Here is a 19,256-nt window from a genome sequence, read left to right as displayed (position 1 = left end):
GAAATATCTCTAAAACTATACGAAAAGGATAATATTATCAAATTAGAAACAATCGAACAAGGAACTAATGAAAGTTATTCTTTATTATCGAGCGTAATTAGAGAAGAAAGTCATAGAACTGAGATTAAAAAGATAATGGCTTTATTGAGTACAATACTATCATTTTATAAAAACGAATATTTATGAGCATGCAAGAGCAACAAAATCAGATTAAAATCTATGATTTCTTCCAAAAAATGGTCTATGGGGTCGTTTCCTTGGATTGTTTGATACTATTCTTTCAGAATGCAGAGATACCCATAGCATCTAATATTTTACAGAGTTTCGGGAAAATGGGAGTATTTTATCCTCCTATTCATGCGAAATTCGCAACCCTTGTACTAATAGCTTTGGTAGCTATTGGAACGAGAGCGAAGAAAAAACAGGATTTGAATGTTACCAAGGAAATTATTCTACCCATGGTTATAGGACTACTTATGATTATAGGATCATTGGTCTTAGTTACTGGGGCTGAGAATATCCACCTACCTTATGTACTCCCTTTTGTCAATGCTTATCAAATAGGATATGCCTTACTATCTTTTGCAGGTGCTCTCATTACGCAAAAAGGAGCCGATAGTATCTCAAAAATGGTACAAACAAAAATGGGTATAGATCGTTGGAACACGGAAGAGGAAAGTTTTGACCAAAATACAGAACTGAAAGTAACTGATAGTTCTGTCAATATTCCTTACAAATTCCGCTATAAGAAGAAAACCCATCAAGGCTGGATGAATATAGACCCATTTAGGGGATCCATGGTTATTGGTGTCCCTGGGTCTGGTAAATCTTTCGGGATTATCAACCCTGCCATTCGTCAAATGGTAAGCAAAGGATTTTGCCTATGTATCTATGATTTTAAATTTCCCAGCTTAGCCGAAATAGCTTACTATCACTATTTGCAAAAGAAAAAGAGTGACCCAGAGTATAAGCACAAATTCCATGTGGTGAATTTGGATAAAGTAGAATATTCCCGTAGGGTCAATCCTTTCAAGAAAGAGTATATAAATACCCTAGCTCAAGCACAGGAAATGGCTGAATCCATGGTTACAGCTTTACAGAAAGGGGGAGGCTCTGGCGGAGGAGGTTCTGAGGCCTTCTTTACACAGTCCGCAGTCAATTTCCTTGCCTCATCTATATTTTTCTTTGGCACCTATCAAAATGGTAAATATTCTGACCTACCACATATACTTGCCTTTATGAATAGGAGTTACCAAGAAATATTTGACACTCTATTTACCAATGAAGAATTGGTATCTCTTATGTCACCCTTTAGGTCAGCTTATGAGAACAAAGCCTTTGACCAATTGGAAGGACAGGTTGGCACTGTGAAGATATTCCTATCACGTCTAGCTACCAAAGAAAGCTTTTGGGTATTTAGCGGAGACGAGGTGCAACTGAAGATATCGGATAAAGCAGATCCCTCAATTCTAATCCTTGCGTCCAACCCACAAACACAGGATATCAACTCAGCTCTTTATTCCGCTGTACTCAATAGGGTTATAAGTCAGATTAATGAAAAAGGTAACCACTATAGCGGACTGATAGCCGATGAGTTCCCTACTATCTATATACATAAAATAGATAACCTTGTGGCAACCGCTCGTAGTAACAAAGTAGCAGTAGTATTGGGATTACAGGAACAACCACAGCTCCGACAATTCTATAAAAAAGAAGTTGCTGAGACTATCTCTGCTATTATGGGGAATATTCTCTCTGGTGCTGTTCGTGACAAGGGAACACTTGATTGGCTTGAAAAAATGTTTGGTAAGATAAAACAGAAAAGTTACTCTGAATCTATATCTAACCAAGGAACCAATATGACCATTAGCGAAAAAATGGATGTGATGATACCCGCTGGCAAAATAGCAGGTCTTCGCACAGGGGAAATGGTTGGTATGGTTGTCCAAGGAGAGGACAATGCAACAGAAGAATTTAAGACCTCTGCTATCTCTGGAAAAATCAATCTTGATATGAATGCTATTAAAATAGAAGAGGCAAATTATCCTAAAATGCCTATATACTATTCCTTTAAGGACGAGGCTGGAAATGACCGTAAAAATGATATCCTGATGACCAATTTCCGCCGTATCAATAAAGAAGTAGAAATGATTATACAAGATGTAAGAGAAAGTATCGCAAACATTGCCTAAAAATACACATTATGCAACAGAAAAAATACTTATGGGGACTTATCCTTTTTCTTTCTGCAACCCCAATGCTCAGGGCTCAATTCAACACACTAAGCCCACAGGTGCAACCTGAAAAGAAAAAGTACGAACGATATACTATCGTAGAAAATACAGATGTAGTTGCAGAAAAAAAAATGCAGTCGGGGCTGTGGCACAAGCTGTTCAAGAGTGAAAAGACAACTCTTCGCAAAGAGGTTGATTCTCTCAAGAAAGCCATTGAGCAGAAGGACAAACAACTTTCTATCAAGAAAATAGAAGACTCTATTGTTCTTGCTTTGGTTAAGAAATCTATTCTTAGCAGTGTCAGTCCCAAGAAAGAAGCTGAACCTAGTCAGCCAACATCTAAAACGCCTAAGATAGCTATGCCTCTAAGTGGAGACCTTACCATTACCTCTTCCTTTGGAGAACGCTTTCATCCTATCCTGAAAGAAAACAAATACCACAATGGAATAGACCTCAGAGCTAATAATCAGTACGTTTATTCCGTTTTAGATGGAGTTATCAGTAATGTAGGTTGGGACTACAATGGAGGCGGAGGACTTTTCATAAAGGTAAGGCACAACAATGCCTTTGAAACTACCTATTGTCACCTATCAGAGGTCTATTATAGGCAAGGTGAACCAGTCAAAGCAGGGTATGTGATTGCCCGCAGTGGTAATACAGGTCGCTCCACTGCTCCACACTTACATTTCTCTGTCAAAGAGAATGATAAGCACATTAACCCTGTAGATTTTCTAAACGACCTTATAACACTAAATAGGTAGCTATCCAACAGTACAAAAACAATAGTAAATTCCTATAATAATTTTAAAAAATAATATATGGTAACAGTTGTTAGTTTAGAATCTCGTATAACAGATAGGTTCAAAGCACAAGGAGAACCAGGTTACGAGTTTATAATTGATTTTCAATTAGATTCAGAGAGAGATTTACCCCTTTTAAAAGACCTATTAAATGTATTTGTAGACTCAAATTGTTATGAAGTTTCTACAATGGCAGAAAAGGAAGACTTTGTAGATGTTATTTGCAGGTCTGATTTTGGATATGGGACTGAAATAATAAACTGTCTAAAGGTTGAGTGTTATACCGTAAGAGATAAAGTAGAATGGTTTCTATACAAAAGAAATATTTATAATTCTTTTGAAAGAACTATTGATGAATGGGATTTAGCTTCTGATGAAATGAAAGTTTTGGAAAGCACCTATCTTATTGGTTTTTTTCTAAAAGCTATGAGAAGGTTAAATAGTGGTTATATTTCATTAGAAGAAGCAAACAGCGACAAATATATAGAAATATTAGAGTCTTTTAAAGAAATTAAAAAATTCATAGCTCAAAAAATTAATGATAAAACCACTAATGACGAAGTCAAAAGTTCTATCAAAAAATATTTCAATATGTGGTATGTCGGAAATTCCGACACACCACTCAACACGGCGCTATAGAAGAAAAAACTCAAGAAAAAGAAGTAAAATGATTTAATCACTATAAATAACAAACTATGAGCGAAACAAGTGCTATTATCCTACTATCTATTGTAGGGATAACCTCTTTTCTCAACTTTACCCTTTTCTTAATAATGGACGAGAAAATCAGAGATTTTATTAAAATTCTAAAACAAATACATCATGACCAAAACACTCATTCTAGCCGAGAAACCCTCTCAACTCCGTGAATATGTCAAAGCACTGGGAGGTTTTACCCAAAAGGGAGACTTTTACGAAAGTGACCAATATATAGCCTCCTCTGCTCTGGGACACTTAATAGAATTAGCTGAAGATACAGCCTATCGCCAAGCAGGAAACTGGGACAAATCCTATTTACCGCTACTACCAGCACTGGGAGACTATGTATATGAGCCCAAACGCAATGATGAAGGCAGACAAGCTCACTTAAAGAAACTAGCTACCCTCTTTAAAAATCCTGATATAGGAATGATCTATGTAGCTACAGACTCCGACCGAGAGGGAGAACTGATATTCCGCTATATATACAACTATTTCAAGTGTAAGCTACTCTACAAGCGAGTATGGCTATCCGCCTTGGATGATAGTGAAATACGAAATGCTTTTGCCCATCCTAAGTATAGTCAAGGCGATGATTTCTTAGAAAATCTTTCCAAAAGCGCCTATGCTCGTGCTATTACCGATTGGCTTATTGGAGCTAATGCAACCCAAGCGGCTACCTTACAGCTCGGTGCAGGAAAACTCCTATCTATAGGACGTGTGCAAACAGCTATTTTGAAGATTGTAGCTGACCGTTATCTAAAGAACAAAAGTCATCAAAAAAGCTATACCTATAAGCTCATTACCAACCACTTTTATAATGGAACTGCTTATACTGCGGAGAGTCCTATTTATGAAAGCAAAGCCCAAGCAGAACAGCTCCTGCAGAGCCTTGCTACCTCTCATAATTTTGTGTCCTTTCAGAAGAAAACAGAGCGTAAGAACCCACCTCTATTACACACCTTGGATAGCCTTACCATTGTAGCCAACAAACTTTATAAGTACACAGCCTCAGAGGTCTTAGCCTCCGCACAAAGTCTCTATGAAAAGAAACTCACCTCGTACCCTCGTACAGAGGATCCTTATATCACAGAGGAGGGGTATGGCAAACTCAAACATTCTTTACAGCCATTGGTATCATTGTGCCTTAATATCAGTGATTTCATTTTTCCGAGCCAGCCCCCTGCCTCTGTAGATGGTTCAAAAATTACAGGCTCTCACGACGCCTTGGTGCCTACTGGGCAGACTGCGGGGATTGATAGTCTCTCCGAGCAAGATAGGCGTATCTATGAACTTATACTATATCGTTGCTTAGAGAGTTTCTCAGAGGTTGCTATATACGAAAAAGGGGTATATAAGTTCGAAAATCAAAGTATCCCTTTCAAAACCCATACAAGTTCTCTAATACAAGTAGGTTGGAAAAAATATACTCCTAAGGCGAAAACTACTACAGAGGAAGAAGACGAGGAAGAAGAAACATTAACCTTGCAACTCCCCTATGTACAAGGTGATAAGGTAGCTATCGACAAAAAAGGTGTCAAGGAAATAGAGAGCAAACCACCCGCTATCTACACTCCTGCTACATTGACCGCAGACCTTTGTAATTTGGGTAAATTCCTACAAGAGCAAAGCCCTGAAGTATATGCCGCTTTGCAAGGAGAGTTTGACCTCAAAGGGCTTGAGATAGGCACCAAGGGTACACGCCCTGGGATTATTGAAACATTGGTCAATACTCGCAAGTATATTGCCTTTGAGAAGAACAAGTACATTCCAACCGAACTGGGACTACAGTTTTACAACGCTATCAAAGACCTTGAAGTAGTCAATGTCGCTCAGACGGCACGCCTGGAATACCAACTCAAGCAAGTAGCCGTGGGGAAAGTATCTGTAACCGAGTATTACAATCATCTTACGGACTATGTAAAGAGTACCGTGGCACAGATTTTTTCTCTGCAATCCTCTATTACAGCCTCTACTCGCAAAGGCTTAGGTACTTGCCCTGTGTGCAAAAAAGGACAGATTGTAGAATATGACAAAAGCTATGGTTGCACTGAGTATAAGAATGGCTGCAAATATAGTATTTGGAAAGAAATTGCTCATAAAAAACTTACAGCTAAGAATGTAGAGGATTTATTGCAGAAAGGTAAAACAGGGCTTATCAAAGGGTTCAAAGGTAAAGCTGGAAATGACTTTGAGGCTTATTTAGCCCTTGACAAACAAGGTAAAGTAAATTTTGAATTTAAAAACAACAAAAAATAATAGATATGGATACAAACCTACCAACCAACGACCTAAAAGAATACGGAATTCTAAGTGAAGACAATACTTTCTCTAAGAAATTATCTCAGAAAGATATTGAAAACTTCCTCAATGGACACGCTCTTGTAGCAGACAATGGAAAAGACCGCTTGATATTCCTGCTGACAGACAACAATACGCGGTTAAATGTCAATATTTTCCAGCGAGATAAGAGCCTCGACGAGATTATGCGACAGAGTGAAAAGGAAATTGTTTATAGTCAGCTAACTGAACTAACCGATAGCAAAGCCTTAGATCTTGAGAAAAAAGCCTTTATCTATGACCCGAAGACACAACAGGTAACCGAGCTTGATTTGCTTAAAGACACTGAGAAGATTGCCCTTATTGTTGCAGAAAAAAAAGATGTCCAAGAGAGCAATCGCTTTAAAAATGAGCTATTGAAACTCAAAGGCTTCTTGCAGGACAAAATAGATAAGTTCCCAGAAATTGGCAAGGAAATCACCAACAATCTCAACATCGTTTCCAAAACGATTAATACTATAGACGATGCCACTCCTAATGAAAGCCAATCTCAGAAGCAGCAACAGACCAAACTCCGCTTGGATGTCAATGACGACGATCTCTACCAAGATGCTAATCGCCACCGAGAAGAGCAGGCTCAAGAACAAGAGGAAGAACAACAACGTCGAAGAGGTTTTAGAAGATAATTAACCCTAATTTTAAGAAAAATGGAAACATCTGTAGAACAAAAAATTGAAGAAAACTTCAAACAAATGCCCAAAGAACAATATCCTTTGGCTAAAGCATACGCACTATCTGAAGCTCAAGAATTCGATAATTATAATGCCGATTGGGGAAATAGCGAGTATGACAAGATAAGGGCATACAAGGATTTAAAACAGAACTACCCAGAAGAGGTTGTTAAAGCTGTTGAAAAAATGGTAAATGACAATACATACACACAGAGTAAGGATGAAAATAAAGTGTATGTAGCAAACATTGTAGGTATCCTTGATAATATTGAGAAAAAACAAGACCAAAACATCAATCAAGAGAACTTTAACGAACCAAAGAATATAGAAAATATAAATAATCAATATAATGCAATCGTAAAAGAAATGACACAAATAAAGCATTTTATTGATTATGATTTTTATCCTGAAGTTAATCAGTTTGAGTTACAAGAAGAAGTCAATAGAAAAATTGAGAACTTATCTAAGGAAAGTGATGTGTCTGTAGAGGATATCTCTAAAAAATTAGAGACTGATGTTGAAGAAAATTTTAGAATTTCAACTTTGTCAGATAAGACAAAAAATTTTGAACTCCTTAATAACCAACAACAAGCAATAGAACTTAAGCCTGGTAATATTATTCATTACAAGGATATGATGTTTGAAGTGCTAGGATTTGACAAAGAAAAAGGAGCTTATAGAAATGGAGAAGATACTGTTGTATTGAAGAATCTTTCCTATGGTGTAAATACATCTATGATTAAGTCTGATTTGGAACAACTAATAGCTAATGGGAGTTATAAGTTGATTGCTAAAGATAACGTCTCTAAGCAAGATATTCATAACAGTATGGTAGAGCATTATAGTAATGAACTCAAAAGAAAAGAGGAAGCTATACTAAATAAAAATAGACAAGCAAGAGAGGCAAATGATACAATGCCTTATTTTAGAAGAAGTAATCTAGAATTTAACAATAGCTTACATCAACCTCTTTCCGAAAAACAAACAAATGATTTAGAAGTCAAAGTAGGACAAAAATTCCAACTCAAAGAGGATAATTCTGTATTAGAAGTTGTTCGAATAGACAAGAATGCCCACAGAGATGGTAGTGATGAACTAATAATGAAACCTATAGGTGTCAATGTTGGTAATCAAGAATTCAATTGGAGTCAAAAAGCCTTAGAGAGTGGGCTAAAAGAGGGGAAAATAACCGATGTTACCAATGTACAACAACTCTCTGAAAAGCAATTTACCCAGCTGAATTACCTAAAAAATCAAGTAAAATATCTGGGCATGGGAGAAAGCGAAAAACTACACAAGGATCTAGAGAATGCTATTCTTTCTCCTGACAAAAATGTAGATGTGAAGGTAGAATACAATAATCCTGATAAGTTGATGAAAGGTAATACCATTTCCTTTGACCTTCATATAGATAAAGGAGAACAGGGAGGGGTATTCCTCAATTCTTACACAGCGAACCTTACTATGAAAAATGGTGAGGAGCGTTCCCAAAGTTTCAAGGTGCAGAAAGAAAATAATATCACTGCCAAAGAGGCTATCAATCTTCTAGAGGGGCGTGCCGTTAAGATTGAGCATGATAGAGTTGATAAGGAAACTGGTGAACTTTCTAGAACTGAGAGCTTTATCAAACTCAAGCTGAAAGACGAAAAAAACGAATATGGTAACTACAAGTACGAGTGGTATAACAAAGGGTATGGAGTTGATGTAGATGATATTATGAATAAATCTAACTTAGTTTTTGCCGATGATACTCAGCGAGAACGCACTAAGAAGCACTTAGAGAAAGGAAATATTACAGAGGTTAGTTTTGTTCATGACAAAAAGGAAATCAAAGGTTTTGCCGTACTAAATCCTCAGTACAAGCAACTCAATCTGTATGATAGTACTATGAATCGGCTCAACACAAACAAACCTTTGCAAAAGCCCGAATTAGAAAACAATCAGAAAAATGAGATCGTAAAAGAACAACATATCTCACGAGGTCATTAATCTTCCTCTCTTATACTCTTATATTTTATATTATCCAAAGTTTTTTTATTCGTTTTTTTAAGGTGTATTACTCTGTTAGTGCTTGCACTAACAGGGTTCTTACACCCTAACCCTCTCTTGCCTTAAAACTAAAATCCTATGAAAAATATCCTTTTCTTTTTTTCTGCAATTTGCTGTTTCTCTTGTGGAAAGCAGAGCAGTCATAAGATAAAACCCGAACAAGGAGGAATAGATATCATCACCAACATCTATTTCAATGCCTCCAAAGATTTAGACGATAGGAAAAGTATCATTGTATCAAAGCTCAATTACAAAAGAGACACTCTCATTGAGATTGTGCCCGACATTGATTATCCTGAATTTATAGATAAGCTATTTATCATAAGTGATACCCTTGCTTATGATATTTCAGATACTGATCCCAAGCAATTTCTTTTCTCCATGCTCAAGAAAACTCCCGCTATCCAAGTACAGAGGAAAGAGAGTGGAGCGGTGTTTTCCCAGCAGCCATTGGAGTATTTTGACAAGCGAAAGGATATGAAAGATACTATTCTCTTCAAGAAAACATATAAACGCTTTTACATTAATACCCCTGAGCAGCTTTCTACTTTTTATATATACCCAACAGATACCCTATTACCTTATTCTTTTTATAAAAAGGAGGGGGAAATATACAGAGGAAGAATAGAGCGGATTGATTTCTATGATAAGAAAAACGATAGATTTGTTTCTACACAGCTATTCCCCCGACCCAATTGGGATAGTGAAGCCAAAAATATATTTGAGTTTAACGAATTTGCCAAAAAAAGAAAATAATATGCCACTTTTTAGCCCCGAAGAAATAGAAGAAATATGTAATAGTGTTTCTCTAATAGATTATTTCCGTGATCTTGACCGTAGAGGAATTGTCCGTTATGACAGAAAGCGAGGAAAAGATGAATATTTCCTTACAGACAATAATAAATTCTCTGTTACAGATGATCAATATTATGATTTTAAAGCAGGTCAAGGAGGAAAAATCATTAAAGCCGTCATGGAAATGGAAAATAAAAATTGGAGAGAGGCCATAGAGTTCCTCCGTGATTTTTCTAATACCTATATTGTAAATAATGATATAGGTGCAGAAAAAAAACAAACTCCCCAACCTACCTCGGAGCCTACTATAGCCGAACCTCGCAATGTATTTACTATGGCCATTACGCCTAATAATGAAAAACTTATTGCATATTTTGAGGGTAGAGGTATTCCCAAGGATATTTTACAGACATACACCCAACAAGTACATTACCGCAATCGTACCTCTGGTAAGAGTTTCTTTGGTATCGGACTGAAAAATCAATCAGGAGGATATGATGTTAAAAGTCTCTTGGACAAACCCTATGACAAAGCCAAAGTAGGTAGAAGTGATATGTCCGTAATTCCTGGTAGCAGCAAAGAAATGGTAGTCTTTGAAGGAATGACCGATATGCTCTCTTATCTAAGACTATGTCGAGATACTAACAAACCCAATACACGTACACTTGTGGTACTTAATTCCACTACCAATACAGGTGCTTTTATAGACCAATTCAGAACATATGAAGGAAAAATACACTTAGTATTAGACGGAGACAAAGCAGGTAATGATGCTACTGATAAGATACTCAACAGCTTACCTAACAGTACAGACCAACGACATAGATACAATATATCCGAGACAGGAAATAACGACTTGAATGATTATTTAATTAATAAAATTAAAAATAGCTTGCAGGTTCAAGAAAAAAGTCGTACTTTAGCAGAAGAAAACAAAAATCAACTATCAGAAAATGAAACAGTTACAATTGAACCCAACCGAGTATCCTCACTTGAGCCAATGGGAGGAAAATCACTTGATCCAAACTATAGAGAGCCTCTCCAAGGCAGCCAATCCCAGCAAGAAGGAGATAACCCAGGAAGACAAGCAGTGGGCAGCAACCATGCTGGAAATGGACTTAGCAGCTCAGAGCGGAGCGATTTGGGAGGACGAACAGGAGGATCCCAAGTGGATACAAATAGTGGAGAACAACAGGAAGTTCTATCAGGAGTTGGAGGCACAGGGGAAAACCCTAATGTCAGCCGAACCCGAAATACCGGAGGAAGTGATACAGGAAGCCCTCAAACAACAGCAGAGGGGCAGAAAGATGAAGGAAATATTCAGTCTACACAAACAGGGGAACGAGACAGCACTCGACAAGATATTCCTAACGGAGACAGACCCCGAAGTGAAAGAGATAGCAAGACAGCTATTACTGGATTTGAACGGGTTACCCTCATAAACAAAGTAGCACATCTTTCTAAACTTGCTAAAGGTAATAAAGTCAGCAATGAACAAATAAAAGATTTGGTAGATTTGCTGACTTTTGTAGATAAAGACAACACTATCCAACTCAAAGAGGGTGCCACTATTACCGATAGTATCAAAGATATAGTCAATCACTACAAAAGTGGAGGTATTACCAAGGACGGACGAGGAGTGCTAGATGAATACTATACCGATGAAAAGCTTGTGAATGCCGTTCGCAATCTTATCAAAGATAATTTCCAAGGTAAGCAAGATATCAAAGTCTTAGAACCTAGTGTAGGTACTGGAAATTTCTTACATGCAGCTACAGATCTGGGAATAAATACCCACATAACAGCCTTTGAAATCAATGAAACTACTGCCAAGATTGCTAAAATCCTTCATCCTGACACTCAAATCAATTTGCGCTCCTTTGAAACCGAATTTGTTACCGATAATGGCACTAAGAAGGCCTTTACCCCCTCTTATGACTTGGTTATCGGTAACCCTCCTTATGGTACACACCGAGGATTATATTTAGGCTTAGGAGAAGAATCTAAATTATCTCGCTACGAAGATTATTTTGTTAAGCGCTCCCTTGATGTCATGAACGAGGGAGGCACCTTGGCTATGGTGCTCCCCTCCTCCTGGCTTGATAGACAGAAAAGTCTATCTAATGGAGAACTCATTGACGCTTACCGATTACCCAATGGTGCCTTTAAGGCTACTGGTGTAGGCACTGATATTGTTGTCCTTAGAAAAAACAGCCAAGCACAAGCCAAAGATATTACTCAGTTTTTCAAGGAACATCCTAATAAGGTATTAGGTGATACGATTATGAAGAAAAACCGCTTTGGCCGTGAAGAAGAATATATAAAAGGAAACTTGGAAGATGCTCTTACTCGATTAGCAGAAGTAAAGCCAAATAAAGCGGTTGAAGCTGTCAAACCTATCAAACCTATAGCACAAACTCAAGAGGTAAAACAATTGAGTATCTTTGACCTTCTGCAAGAACAAGAACAGGAGCAAAAGAAGAATGCAGAAGAAAAAACACCTATCTCTCATGATAGTTCTGATAAGGTTGAAATCCCAATTGCTGAGGTTCAAGATAAACTAAATAAAGCATTAGATAGCTTAGAAAAGATAAAGTTCAAATCACTTGCTGTAATGCAAGAGATTGAAAATTATAATATCTTACTTATTGAAATTGAAAAAGAGCCAGAAAAGTTCTCTAAGGAATATAAAGAAGATTTAGTAAAAAAGGCAGAAAATATCATCAATGTACATAATGGTAAGAATACTAATAATAGAAAAGTAAAAAGTAGCGAAAAATCAGAATACACCCTACAATATACTCCTAACATTAGCAAGAAAGTACTTAAATACCAATTTTCTAAAGATGATATGGTAGTAAATACAAGCCTACAAAATAGTTCTAATCTTACAGAAGAACAAATAAAGGCCTTTTCTGCTACTAATTACGATGGAGAACTACTTTCAAATGATGAAGCTATTTTAAATAAGTATGGTAATCATTATAAAGGAAAAATCATTCATGATTTTTACTATGCGGAAGGGAATATATATGAGAAATTAGACCAATTAGAGAAAGATTTTTCTGATAGATTTGGCGATGAGAACAAAAAGGCTCAGTATGAAAAGCAGAAAGCACTCTTGGAAAGTGTTTTACCTCCTAAAAAGCAATTAGAAGATATTGTTGTCGCTCCAAACCATGAGTTTGTACATAATTTTTGGTTAGGTAAGGTAGAGAAGGAAACCTATAACCATTATATGAAACGACACGAGACCATTACAGTAGATTATTCTTTGGCTGACAAATTCAAAGATTTCGTGGATAGCCTACCGAGAGAAGCTCTCAGCCCTTCCTCTCCCTGGGAAGTGTCTCAGTTTGTAGATAACCAAACCGTAACAGGAAGTGATAAAGAGCGTAATGCCTTGGTGAGAGAAAGACGTAAGGAAGTGGCTAATAAGTTGTTCCAAAAGTTCTTACAAGAGGAACTTACGCCTGAACAGAAAAGGGACTTTGTCAATGAGTTCAACCGCAAGTATAATAATATCCACATCCCTGACTATTCACAGTTTCCTTTGTTTTCCAAAATAAATCAGAACTTTAAAGGAAAGCCCCTACAACTGACAGAAGTACAAAAAGCAGGGATTGGACGGCTCACTACCAAGGGAGTAGGACTATTAGCCCATGAAGTGGGATTTGGAAAGACACTCTCAGGAATACTTGCCATGCATGAGGCCATGGAACGTGGTAATGCCAAACGTCCTTTAATTGTCGTGCCTAATGACAATATTCTTAAGCAGTGGGTTGATACAATCTATGAGACTATTCCCCATGCCAAGGTAAATGTACTGGGTAACCTTGGTAAAGACTATGATCTTTCTCATTTTGACAATAAGGATGGAGAAATAACCTTGGTAACATACGAGGGTTTTAATAATATTGGTTTTAATAAGGAAATCACCCAAAGTCTCTCTAATCGTTTTTCTTACATCAACGAGAAAGATGTTAATGGATTGGACAATCCTACTCAGCGAGATATTGAAAAGGGAATAGCGGATAGATATAAGATAGAGGGAAAAATGAAGCAAGGTAAAGTATATGACTGGGAAGACTTTGGTTTTGACCACCTTACCTTTGATGAGGTACATAACGCCAACCATATTGTAGATAAGGTGCGTATAGAGGACAAGCGATTTAACTCTGATTTCCGTAACCAAAACCAGCGCCCCTCCAAGTTAGGCCTTAATACATGGGTAGCGGCTCAATATATCCAAGAGAGGTATGACGGAAGAAATGTCACTTTACTTTCTGCAACTCCATTCACTAATCGCCCCTTGGAATATTACTCTATCCTGTCTCTTGTAGCTAATGATCGCTTAGAGAAGTCTGGCTATTTCAATGTAAATAATTTCTTTGAGACCTTTATGGAAGCAGACAATGATATGGAGATTGATGCCAAGGGGGATGTAAAGTTTAAAACCAATGTACGCAGGTTTAAAAATAACGCTCTTTTCCAGCAATTACTATCTGAATTTATTGACATTAAGGGGGAGGAAGACAATCCTCAACTAAAACGCCCTAATCGTATCAATAAGGAATATAAGATAGAGCAAAATTCACTAACAGAGCAGATGTATGATAAGCTTAACTCTCTTTTAGATGAAAGTAAAGATGGTGCTATTTTGACCCATATCCTCAATGCTCGTAAGATAGCCATTTCTCCTTATTTGTACGAAGGATATGACGGAGATAAACCAACCACTAAAGAGTTTGTCGAAAATTCTCCCAAACTCAAAACTACTATGGACTTAATCCGTCAAAACAAAGCAGATAAGCCCGAAGCTGGACAAATTATCTATTCTGAGTTAGGTGTTTCAGAGTTTCCTCAGCTCAAAGAGTACCTAATAAAAGAAGTAGGTTACAAAGACGATGAAGTAGGTATCATTACAGGAGCTACCAGTAAGGCGCAACGCTTAGATATACAAGAGAAATTTAACGAGGGTAAGATAAAAGTAGTTATAGGATCGGAAGCTATCCAAGAGGGTATGAACTTACAAGAAAATACCTCGGATATGTACCTACTTACCCTCCCTTATAACTTTACCTCTCTCCGACAGACAGAAGGGAGGATGTGGCGCCAAGGTAATAAGTGGGAAAATGTACGTGTGAACTATATGCTTACCAATGACAGTATAGATGTATTTATGCTCCAAAAGCTACAAGCCAAGCAAGCTCGCTATATGGAAGCTATCAAGAAAGGTGCAAGTGTGGTAGATGTCTCTGATGTCGATACACAAGAGATGAAAACAGCCATTATTACCAATCCTGAGACACGTGCCAGAATAGAAGTAGAATTACTCAAAAAAAGGCTTGAAAATGAAAAAACAAAACATGCTGCGGACTTGGGCTTTATCTCAAGAAAGTATGAGGACTATAACAAAGCTCTTGGGGAATATCTATACGTCAAAAAATCTTATGAGGAGATGCAAAAGTATGCCCAAGAGGAAAATGGCGGCTACTGGGTAGACAGATTACCCGACAAAAAAGTACAAGTGGATATGGCACAGAGGAATCTTAATATGGTAACCGAAAAGCTTATGAAGAAAGGCATCAATGTGGAAGATTTTAAAATCCAACAAGAGAGTACCCAAGCCATTATAGAGGACTTAGACAAACGTATCAAAGAGGAACTGCCTATTTTAGAAAATAACCTCATAGCACAGTACAAAGCCGAAAAGGCCGAAAGACTCAGTCGCCCACAGACTGATTTTGTACAGGAACGTGCCCAAGAGAATAAAACCTTTTATAAACTCATTCCTGACAAGGAAATAGCAAAGATTGCAGAAGAAAAACCTCAAGAGAGCACTTATAAAGCCTTTAAGAGATAAGAATAACCCCGATAAGCAAGAGCCTATCGGGGTATTTCTATTATTGTTGTTTTGTAAGGGTGAACTTTCGTTTATATTTGTAGGTATACTTCTTTTTAAGTTCCCTCAAATTGAAATTTCCTGTATCTACACTCTCTTTTGTCATGGCATCTACATCTACCATATCATCATATCTGTAATCAATTACTTCGCCTGTTAACTTATCTCCTTCAAGAGTGTAGGAAGCATATGGTACATTTTTTTCCACATCTACTATCTTGTTATCTTCTATCTTATAATCAAACCTATTTATGAATGAGCCATTAGAATGATAAAATGTAACATGATATGTGTGAAGAATTTCACTCAAGCATTCAAACTTTACACGTGCTTTTGTATAATCATTATTATAATTGATGAAATTTAATTTCTCATCATTTTCTTTAAGTAGTTCGATAAGTCTAGCTTGGTTCTCTTGTTTTTCTGCAACAATTTCATATGTACCAACCCATGTTCCTACTAATTTACTTTCAAGAGACACCTGATTAGTAATATTATCCCCATCATTCCCCCCCTTATTATCAAGAGTTTTGTTGTCATCTTTTGAGCAGGCCACAACACTCAAGGCTGTAACCACAAGTAATAAAATTTTCTTTATCATAATTCAAAAATTTAAAAGATTAATTAATCGTTTTTCTTCTGCAAAAATAAGCATTTATTTTTTACTATCAAGTATTTCTTCTAATTTTTTATTACGTTCTTGTAATTCCTTAAATTCCTTTTCTCTCTTGGTTAGTATTCCCAATAACACCCTTACTTTGTTGATTAATAGTCCAAATATTGCAGAAAAGAAAAGGAATATTAAAGTCAGTACTAAAAAATACTTTACCAATACTTTCATCTCCTGATAGAATATAAAGTGTTCCCGAAGATATTCTAAGGAGTAAAGCGGTCTAATAAGTACCCATAGAGAAAATCCTAATAGTAGTAGAAACACTATATATAGTATAAATTCCCCATTCTTTTCAAGAAATTGCTTTAGTTTAGTTCTTTTTGTCTTCATGATATTCTTCTAATATTTTAAGGGTGAGTTCCAATTTTTCTCTATACATTTGTACGACAAAGGTTAACATTTCCATATAGGTATCTATTGTATCACTACCATTCCTATTATCCTCTGCAAGAGCTTCTATTTTGGTATGAACAAGTATGTCAGTTAAGAGATCTATATCTCCCTGAGAAAGGTTGCTTTTCATATCTAAGCCAACCCCCTCCGCTTCTTTTGCGAGTTTTACAGAAAATCCTATTTCTTTAAACTCTTTCTGTGGTGTTTCTTTTATTGTTTTCATTGTTTACTAAAATTCGTTATTTTTAGAAAGTTACTCATCTATTTGCATTTTGGCTATCCATTTTTTCACTATGTAGGAACCTTTAATAAGTTTTCTTGAAAAGCCTTTGTACATGTTCCCTGTCAAAGGACTTTTACCTACATCAATGGTAGGAAGTAATTTACTAACGATTTGTTCAAGGGTATCCAAATCAATGTTCATTTCGTCTATAAGGATATTTTCAATTTGTTCTGTGCAGTCGTCTGCCTCTTCGTAGTCCTCGTATTCAAGCCCTAAAACAGTACAAGCGACCTCCTCAATATCAATTCTCATTTTATTTTTCATCATCAATTAATTTAATTATTTGTTTTAATTTCTCTTGGTTGGAATTTACAATGAGGGCAAGCACTTTCATATAAATATCAATTGTATCACTCCCCTCCTTTCCCTCTTGGCTTCCCTCAGAAAGGCTTTCTATCTTAGTTTGTACAAGTATGTCAGTAAGCAGATCTATGTCTTGACTGCCAAGATTACTTTTCATTTGTAAATTGTGTCCCTCGCCCTCTTCCACAAGGTAAATAGATAATCCTATATCAGAATTAATCGTCTTTGATTTTTTGGTTATTTCCATGTTTTACAAGTTTTGAATATTTATATATTTTCTGTTTTTACTTGTTTTCTTTATCTTATTTTAGGCTTTTACCTAAAACTATTACGAATACACAAAATCCTATTCCAACCATAACCGAAAAAACTATTTGTGTATATATTGGATCCTCAAATATAAGTGCTGATAAAATTACGAGGAATACTCCTATAAAATATAGAATTAATAAATTTGATATTTTCATTTTTGTATATGTTTTAAAGGTTTGTTTAAATTTTCCAAGTCTTTTAATTCTTCTTTGGTAGGAAGTTTTTCCCGCAGCACACATGTAACTAAATATCCTAATCGGTTTCTCCACTCTATACGAGCTTTGTTGAGCTTGTACATATTGTATATAGCTATTGCTAAAAATATTAATAGCAATAGAATAATAAAGTTTGTGTTATCCATATTTTTCTATTTTACCAAGTTAAAGTTGCATCATACAAAACACAAAAAGCTCTTACTTCAGATTTATCAAAATCAAGATTGGCTGATCTTACAAGATTATAATGTTTTTCGCACCACCAAAGAGGAAAGTTTAAAGAAATGGAGGAAACTTCATTTCCTTTCAAATCTATATTGGCATTGTACTTGTTGATTAAAGAAGTTATATATTCTACAATTTCACTATAATCTTCTACTTCTCCTAAGAATTTTTTACAATCTTCTTTATTAGAAAACGCCTGATCTATTGTAAAAACATATGGCACTTCGTCTATATCCAAATAACCTGTGTCGTACTGAAGTCCACAACTTATTTCCTCCTCCATTAGAGATATTAATTTTTTAAGCTCTTCTTTGTTAGAAATCTCTAAGTGAGCTACATCTCTAAAATGGTCTATTCCTTCTTCGGTTTCTTCCATTTTAAGGAATTCAATTACACAATGTCTTTGATTTGTTCTTTGTTCCTTGTTTAAAATCTTATTAAATATTTTAAGTTGTTTTTTGTCGTTTGTATTCATATTTTTTCAATTTTTACTATGTATGCTTTGTAATATTTATTTTTGGTTTCTACTTCTTCAAAATATTCTTTTTTTTCTAAGAATTTACCCTTTATTTTCTCATTAGTGGATATTGTTATTTCAAGCAAAGGAAGTGTTTCTTTCAGACTTTCCCGTTCTTTTTTTAGTTTTTCCTCTTTTTCTCTTTTTTCTTTTTTTATCTCTTCAATTAGCAAAGGACGTTCAGAAAATAGAAAATATAAAAGAAGGAGTATCAAGAAAAAAGAAACATCAATAGTAATAAATAGAACAGGCTCTCCAAAAATTTTAATTCCATATTTTTCAATAAAAATTATAAAATAATAGATAGAAATAGTTGATAATGCAAATAGAATTGTTTTAATAATGTAAAATTTACGTTTTGTCATGGTATTATGTTTTTTTGTTTATATATAACAATAAGCTCTTCTACAAGGGCTTGTCGAGCATCTTCATAAAACCAAAAATAATATTCAGAGTTCAGCGGCTCTGCCTTTTTGTTTAGAATACCATAGTTATAGGGAGGAGCTTCTTTTACTTCTCCATCTTCTTCATAGTGTTCTATTTTGTACCATATTTCACTATGTAAATTATGCTCTCTAAACCATTTAAAGACTTGTTCCCAAGCAGGAATAGATATACAACCTTTCGTCTTATTATAATTGAAATACTTCAATTCTCTCAGTTCTATAACATTGGGAGCCTCATTATGTATTCTTTCTTCTATTTCTATACACTGATATCCCATACCACTTATTGCTTCGGAGTTATAATACAAGCAAGGTTCATTAAAACCAATTTTTTTGAGTTCCCTGGCTATCTCTATAGGGACAAGCCAAGAGGGATAATTTTCTTTATTCATGTTC

At 35.8% G+C, this 19,256-nt stretch carries 16 protein-coding genes; 8 read left to right on the top strand and 8 right to left on the bottom strand.

Annotation, left to right across the window (positions count from 1 at the left end):
- Positions 1-188 precede the first annotated feature (188 nt).
- From HMPREF1154_RS00810 to HMPREF1154_RS00775, 8 genes are all read left to right on the top strand, one after another.
- A complete protein-coding gene (locus HMPREF1154_RS00810) occupies positions 189-2,192 on the top strand; it encodes a type IV secretion system DNA-binding domain-containing protein (protein ID WP_198004464.1) in 2,004 nt (667 codons plus the stop codon).
- Between the two features lie 11 nt (positions 2,193-2,203).
- Positions 2,204-2,995: a M23 family metallopeptidase gene (locus tag HMPREF1154_RS00805; protein WP_009640593.1), complete on the top strand. Its 792-nt coding sequence runs from the start codon at positions 2,204-2,206 to the stop codon at positions 2,993-2,995.
- A gap of 57 nt (positions 2,996-3,052) precedes the next feature.
- On the top strand, positions 3,053-3,673 hold the full coding sequence (locus HMPREF1154_RS00800) for a hypothetical protein (RefSeq protein WP_009640587.1): 621 nt from the start codon (positions 3,053-3,055) through the stop codon (positions 3,671-3,673).
- A gap of 183 nt (positions 3,674-3,856) precedes the next feature.
- Positions 3,857-5,992 carry a type IA DNA topoisomerase gene (locus HMPREF1154_RS00795; RefSeq protein ID WP_009640589.1) on the top strand — a complete coding sequence of 712 codons (2,136 nt, stop codon included), beginning with the start codon at positions 3,857-3,859 and terminating at the stop codon, positions 5,990-5,992.
- A gap of 5 nt (positions 5,993-5,997) precedes the next feature.
- Positions 5,998-6,699 carry a hypothetical protein gene (locus HMPREF1154_RS00790; protein ID WP_009640530.1) on the top strand — a complete coding sequence of 234 codons (702 nt, stop codon included), beginning with the start codon at positions 5,998-6,000 and terminating at the stop codon, positions 6,697-6,699.
- A 21-nt stretch (positions 6,700-6,720) separates the two neighbouring features.
- Positions 6,721-8,733, top strand: coding sequence for a hypothetical protein (locus tag HMPREF1154_RS00785; protein ID WP_232211949.1), 2,013 nt, complete (start codon positions 6,721-6,723; stop codon positions 8,731-8,733).
- A 138-nt stretch (positions 8,734-8,871) separates the two neighbouring features.
- Entirely contained in the window at positions 8,872-9,549 is a 678-nt protein-coding gene (locus HMPREF1154_RS00780) for a hypothetical protein (protein ID WP_009640542.1), read from the top strand.
- A 1-nt stretch (position 9,550) separates the two neighbouring features.
- On the top strand, positions 9,551-15,454 hold the full coding sequence (locus tag HMPREF1154_RS00775; protein WP_009640579.1) for a toprim domain-containing protein: 5,904 nt from the start codon (positions 9,551-9,553) through the stop codon (positions 15,452-15,454).
- Between the two features lie 40 nt (positions 15,455-15,494).
- Here HMPREF1154_RS00775 and HMPREF1154_RS00770 read toward each other — a convergent pair whose 3' ends face one another.
- The 8 genes from HMPREF1154_RS00770 to HMPREF1154_RS00730 all read right to left on the bottom strand — a co-directional run bounded on the left by HMPREF1154_RS00770 (position 15,495) and on the right by HMPREF1154_RS00730 (position 19,252).
- Complete coding sequence (locus HMPREF1154_RS00770) at positions 15,495-16,094, bottom strand: hypothetical protein (RefSeq protein ID WP_009640523.1); 600 nt, start codon at positions 16,092-16,094, stop codon at positions 15,495-15,497.
- 54 nt (positions 16,095-16,148) lie between these two features.
- On the bottom strand, positions 16,149-16,496 hold the full coding sequence (locus HMPREF1154_RS00765; protein ID WP_009640572.1) for a hypothetical protein: 348 nt from the start codon (positions 16,494-16,496) through the stop codon (positions 16,149-16,151).
- Positions 16,477-16,782: a hypothetical protein gene (locus HMPREF1154_RS00760; protein WP_009640611.1), complete on the bottom strand. Its 306-nt coding sequence runs from the start codon at positions 16,780-16,782 to the stop codon at positions 16,477-16,479. Before HMPREF1154_RS00760 ends, HMPREF1154_RS00765 begins: the two co-directional genes overlap by 20 nt.
- Positions 16,783-16,812: 30 nt before the next feature.
- The gene (locus HMPREF1154_RS00755; RefSeq protein WP_157231220.1) at positions 16,813-17,094 is read right to left on the bottom strand and encodes a hypothetical protein; all 282 of its coding nucleotides are present in this window, start codon (positions 17,092-17,094) and stop codon (positions 16,813-16,815) included.
- A gap of 1 nt (position 17,095) precedes the next feature.
- The gene (locus HMPREF1154_RS00750; RefSeq protein ID WP_034566580.1) at positions 17,096-17,392 is read right to left on the bottom strand and encodes a hypothetical protein; all 297 of its coding nucleotides are present in this window, start codon (positions 17,390-17,392) and stop codon (positions 17,096-17,098) included.
- 437 nt (positions 17,393-17,829) lie between these two features.
- A complete protein-coding gene (locus tag HMPREF1154_RS00740) occupies positions 17,830-18,372 on the bottom strand; it encodes a hypothetical protein (RefSeq protein WP_034566575.1) in 543 nt (180 codons plus the stop codon).
- Positions 18,369-18,779 (bottom strand): hypothetical protein, encoded by a 411-nt coding sequence (locus HMPREF1154_RS00735; RefSeq protein WP_009640571.1) that lies wholly within the window; start codon positions 18,777-18,779, stop codon positions 18,369-18,371. Before HMPREF1154_RS00735 ends, HMPREF1154_RS00740 begins: the two co-directional genes overlap by 4 nt.
- Positions 18,776-19,252 carry a hypothetical protein gene (locus tag HMPREF1154_RS00730; RefSeq protein ID WP_009640614.1) on the bottom strand — a complete coding sequence of 159 codons (477 nt, stop codon included), beginning with the start codon at positions 19,250-19,252 and terminating at the stop codon, positions 18,776-18,778. Before HMPREF1154_RS00730 ends, HMPREF1154_RS00735 begins: the two co-directional genes overlap by 4 nt.
- Between the last annotated feature and the right edge of the window lie 4 nt (positions 19,253-19,256).

The organism is Capnocytophaga sp. CM59, from assembly GCF_000293175.1.
Classification (GTDB): domain Bacteria; phylum Bacteroidota; class Bacteroidia; order Flavobacteriales; family Flavobacteriaceae; genus Capnocytophaga; species Capnocytophaga granulosa.
The sequence above is the reverse complement of the archived record's forward strand: the minus strand, read 5'-3'. Positions and strand labels throughout refer to the sequence as shown.

What these genes read in the sequence shown, in the direction of transcription:
- HMPREF1154_RS00735 (WP_009640571.1), bottom strand. Translation starts at nt 18,779, where the DNA reads ATGACAAAACGTAAATTTTACATTATTAAAACAATTCTATTTGCATTA.
- HMPREF1154_RS00795 (WP_009640589.1), top strand. Translation starts at nt 3,857, where the DNA reads ATGACCAAAACACTCATTCTAGCCGAGAAACCCTCTCAACTCCGTGAA.
- HMPREF1154_RS00775 (WP_009640579.1), top strand. Translation starts at nt 9,551, where the DNA reads ATGCCACTTTTTAGCCCCGAAGAAATAGAAGAAATATGTAATAGTGTT.
- HMPREF1154_RS00730 (WP_009640614.1), bottom strand. Translation starts at nt 19,252, where the DNA reads ATGAATAAAGAAAATTATCCCTCTTGGCTTGTCCCTATAGAGATAGCC.
- HMPREF1154_RS00790 (WP_009640530.1), top strand. Translation starts at nt 5,998, where the DNA reads ATGGATACAAACCTACCAACCAACGACCTAAAAGAATACGGAATTCTA.
- HMPREF1154_RS00770 (WP_009640523.1), bottom strand. Translation starts at nt 16,094, where the DNA reads ATGATAAAGAAAATTTTATTACTTGTGGTTACAGCCTTGAGTGTTGTG.
- HMPREF1154_RS00805 (WP_009640593.1), top strand. Translation starts at nt 2,204, where the DNA reads ATGCAACAGAAAAAATACTTATGGGGACTTATCCTTTTTCTTTCTGCA.
- HMPREF1154_RS00780 (WP_009640542.1), top strand. Translation starts at nt 8,872, where the DNA reads ATGAAAAATATCCTTTTCTTTTTTTCTGCAATTTGCTGTTTCTCTTGT.
- HMPREF1154_RS00750 (WP_034566580.1), bottom strand. Translation starts at nt 17,392, where the DNA reads ATGGAAATAACCAAAAAATCAAAGACGATTAATTCTGATATAGGATTA.
- HMPREF1154_RS00755 (WP_157231220.1), bottom strand. Translation starts at nt 17,094, where the DNA reads ATGAGAATTGATATTGAGGAGGTCGCTTGTACTGTTTTAGGGCTTGAA.
- HMPREF1154_RS00800 (WP_009640587.1), top strand. Translation starts at nt 3,053, where the DNA reads ATGGTAACAGTTGTTAGTTTAGAATCTCGTATAACAGATAGGTTCAAA.
- HMPREF1154_RS00760 (WP_009640611.1), bottom strand. Translation starts at nt 16,782, where the DNA reads ATGAAAACAATAAAAGAAACACCACAGAAAGAGTTTAAAGAAATAGGA.
- HMPREF1154_RS00810 (WP_198004464.1), top strand. Translation starts at nt 189, where the DNA reads ATGCAAGAGCAACAAAATCAGATTAAAATCTATGATTTCTTCCAAAAA.
- HMPREF1154_RS00765 (WP_009640572.1), bottom strand. Translation starts at nt 16,496, where the DNA reads ATGAAGACAAAAAGAACTAAACTAAAGCAATTTCTTGAAAAGAATGGG.
- HMPREF1154_RS00740 (WP_034566575.1), bottom strand. Translation starts at nt 18,372, where the DNA reads ATGAATACAAACGACAAAAAACAACTTAAAATATTTAATAAGATTTTA.
- HMPREF1154_RS00785 (WP_232211949.1), top strand. Translation starts at nt 6,721, where the DNA reads ATGGAAACATCTGTAGAACAAAAAATTGAAGAAAACTTCAAACAAATG.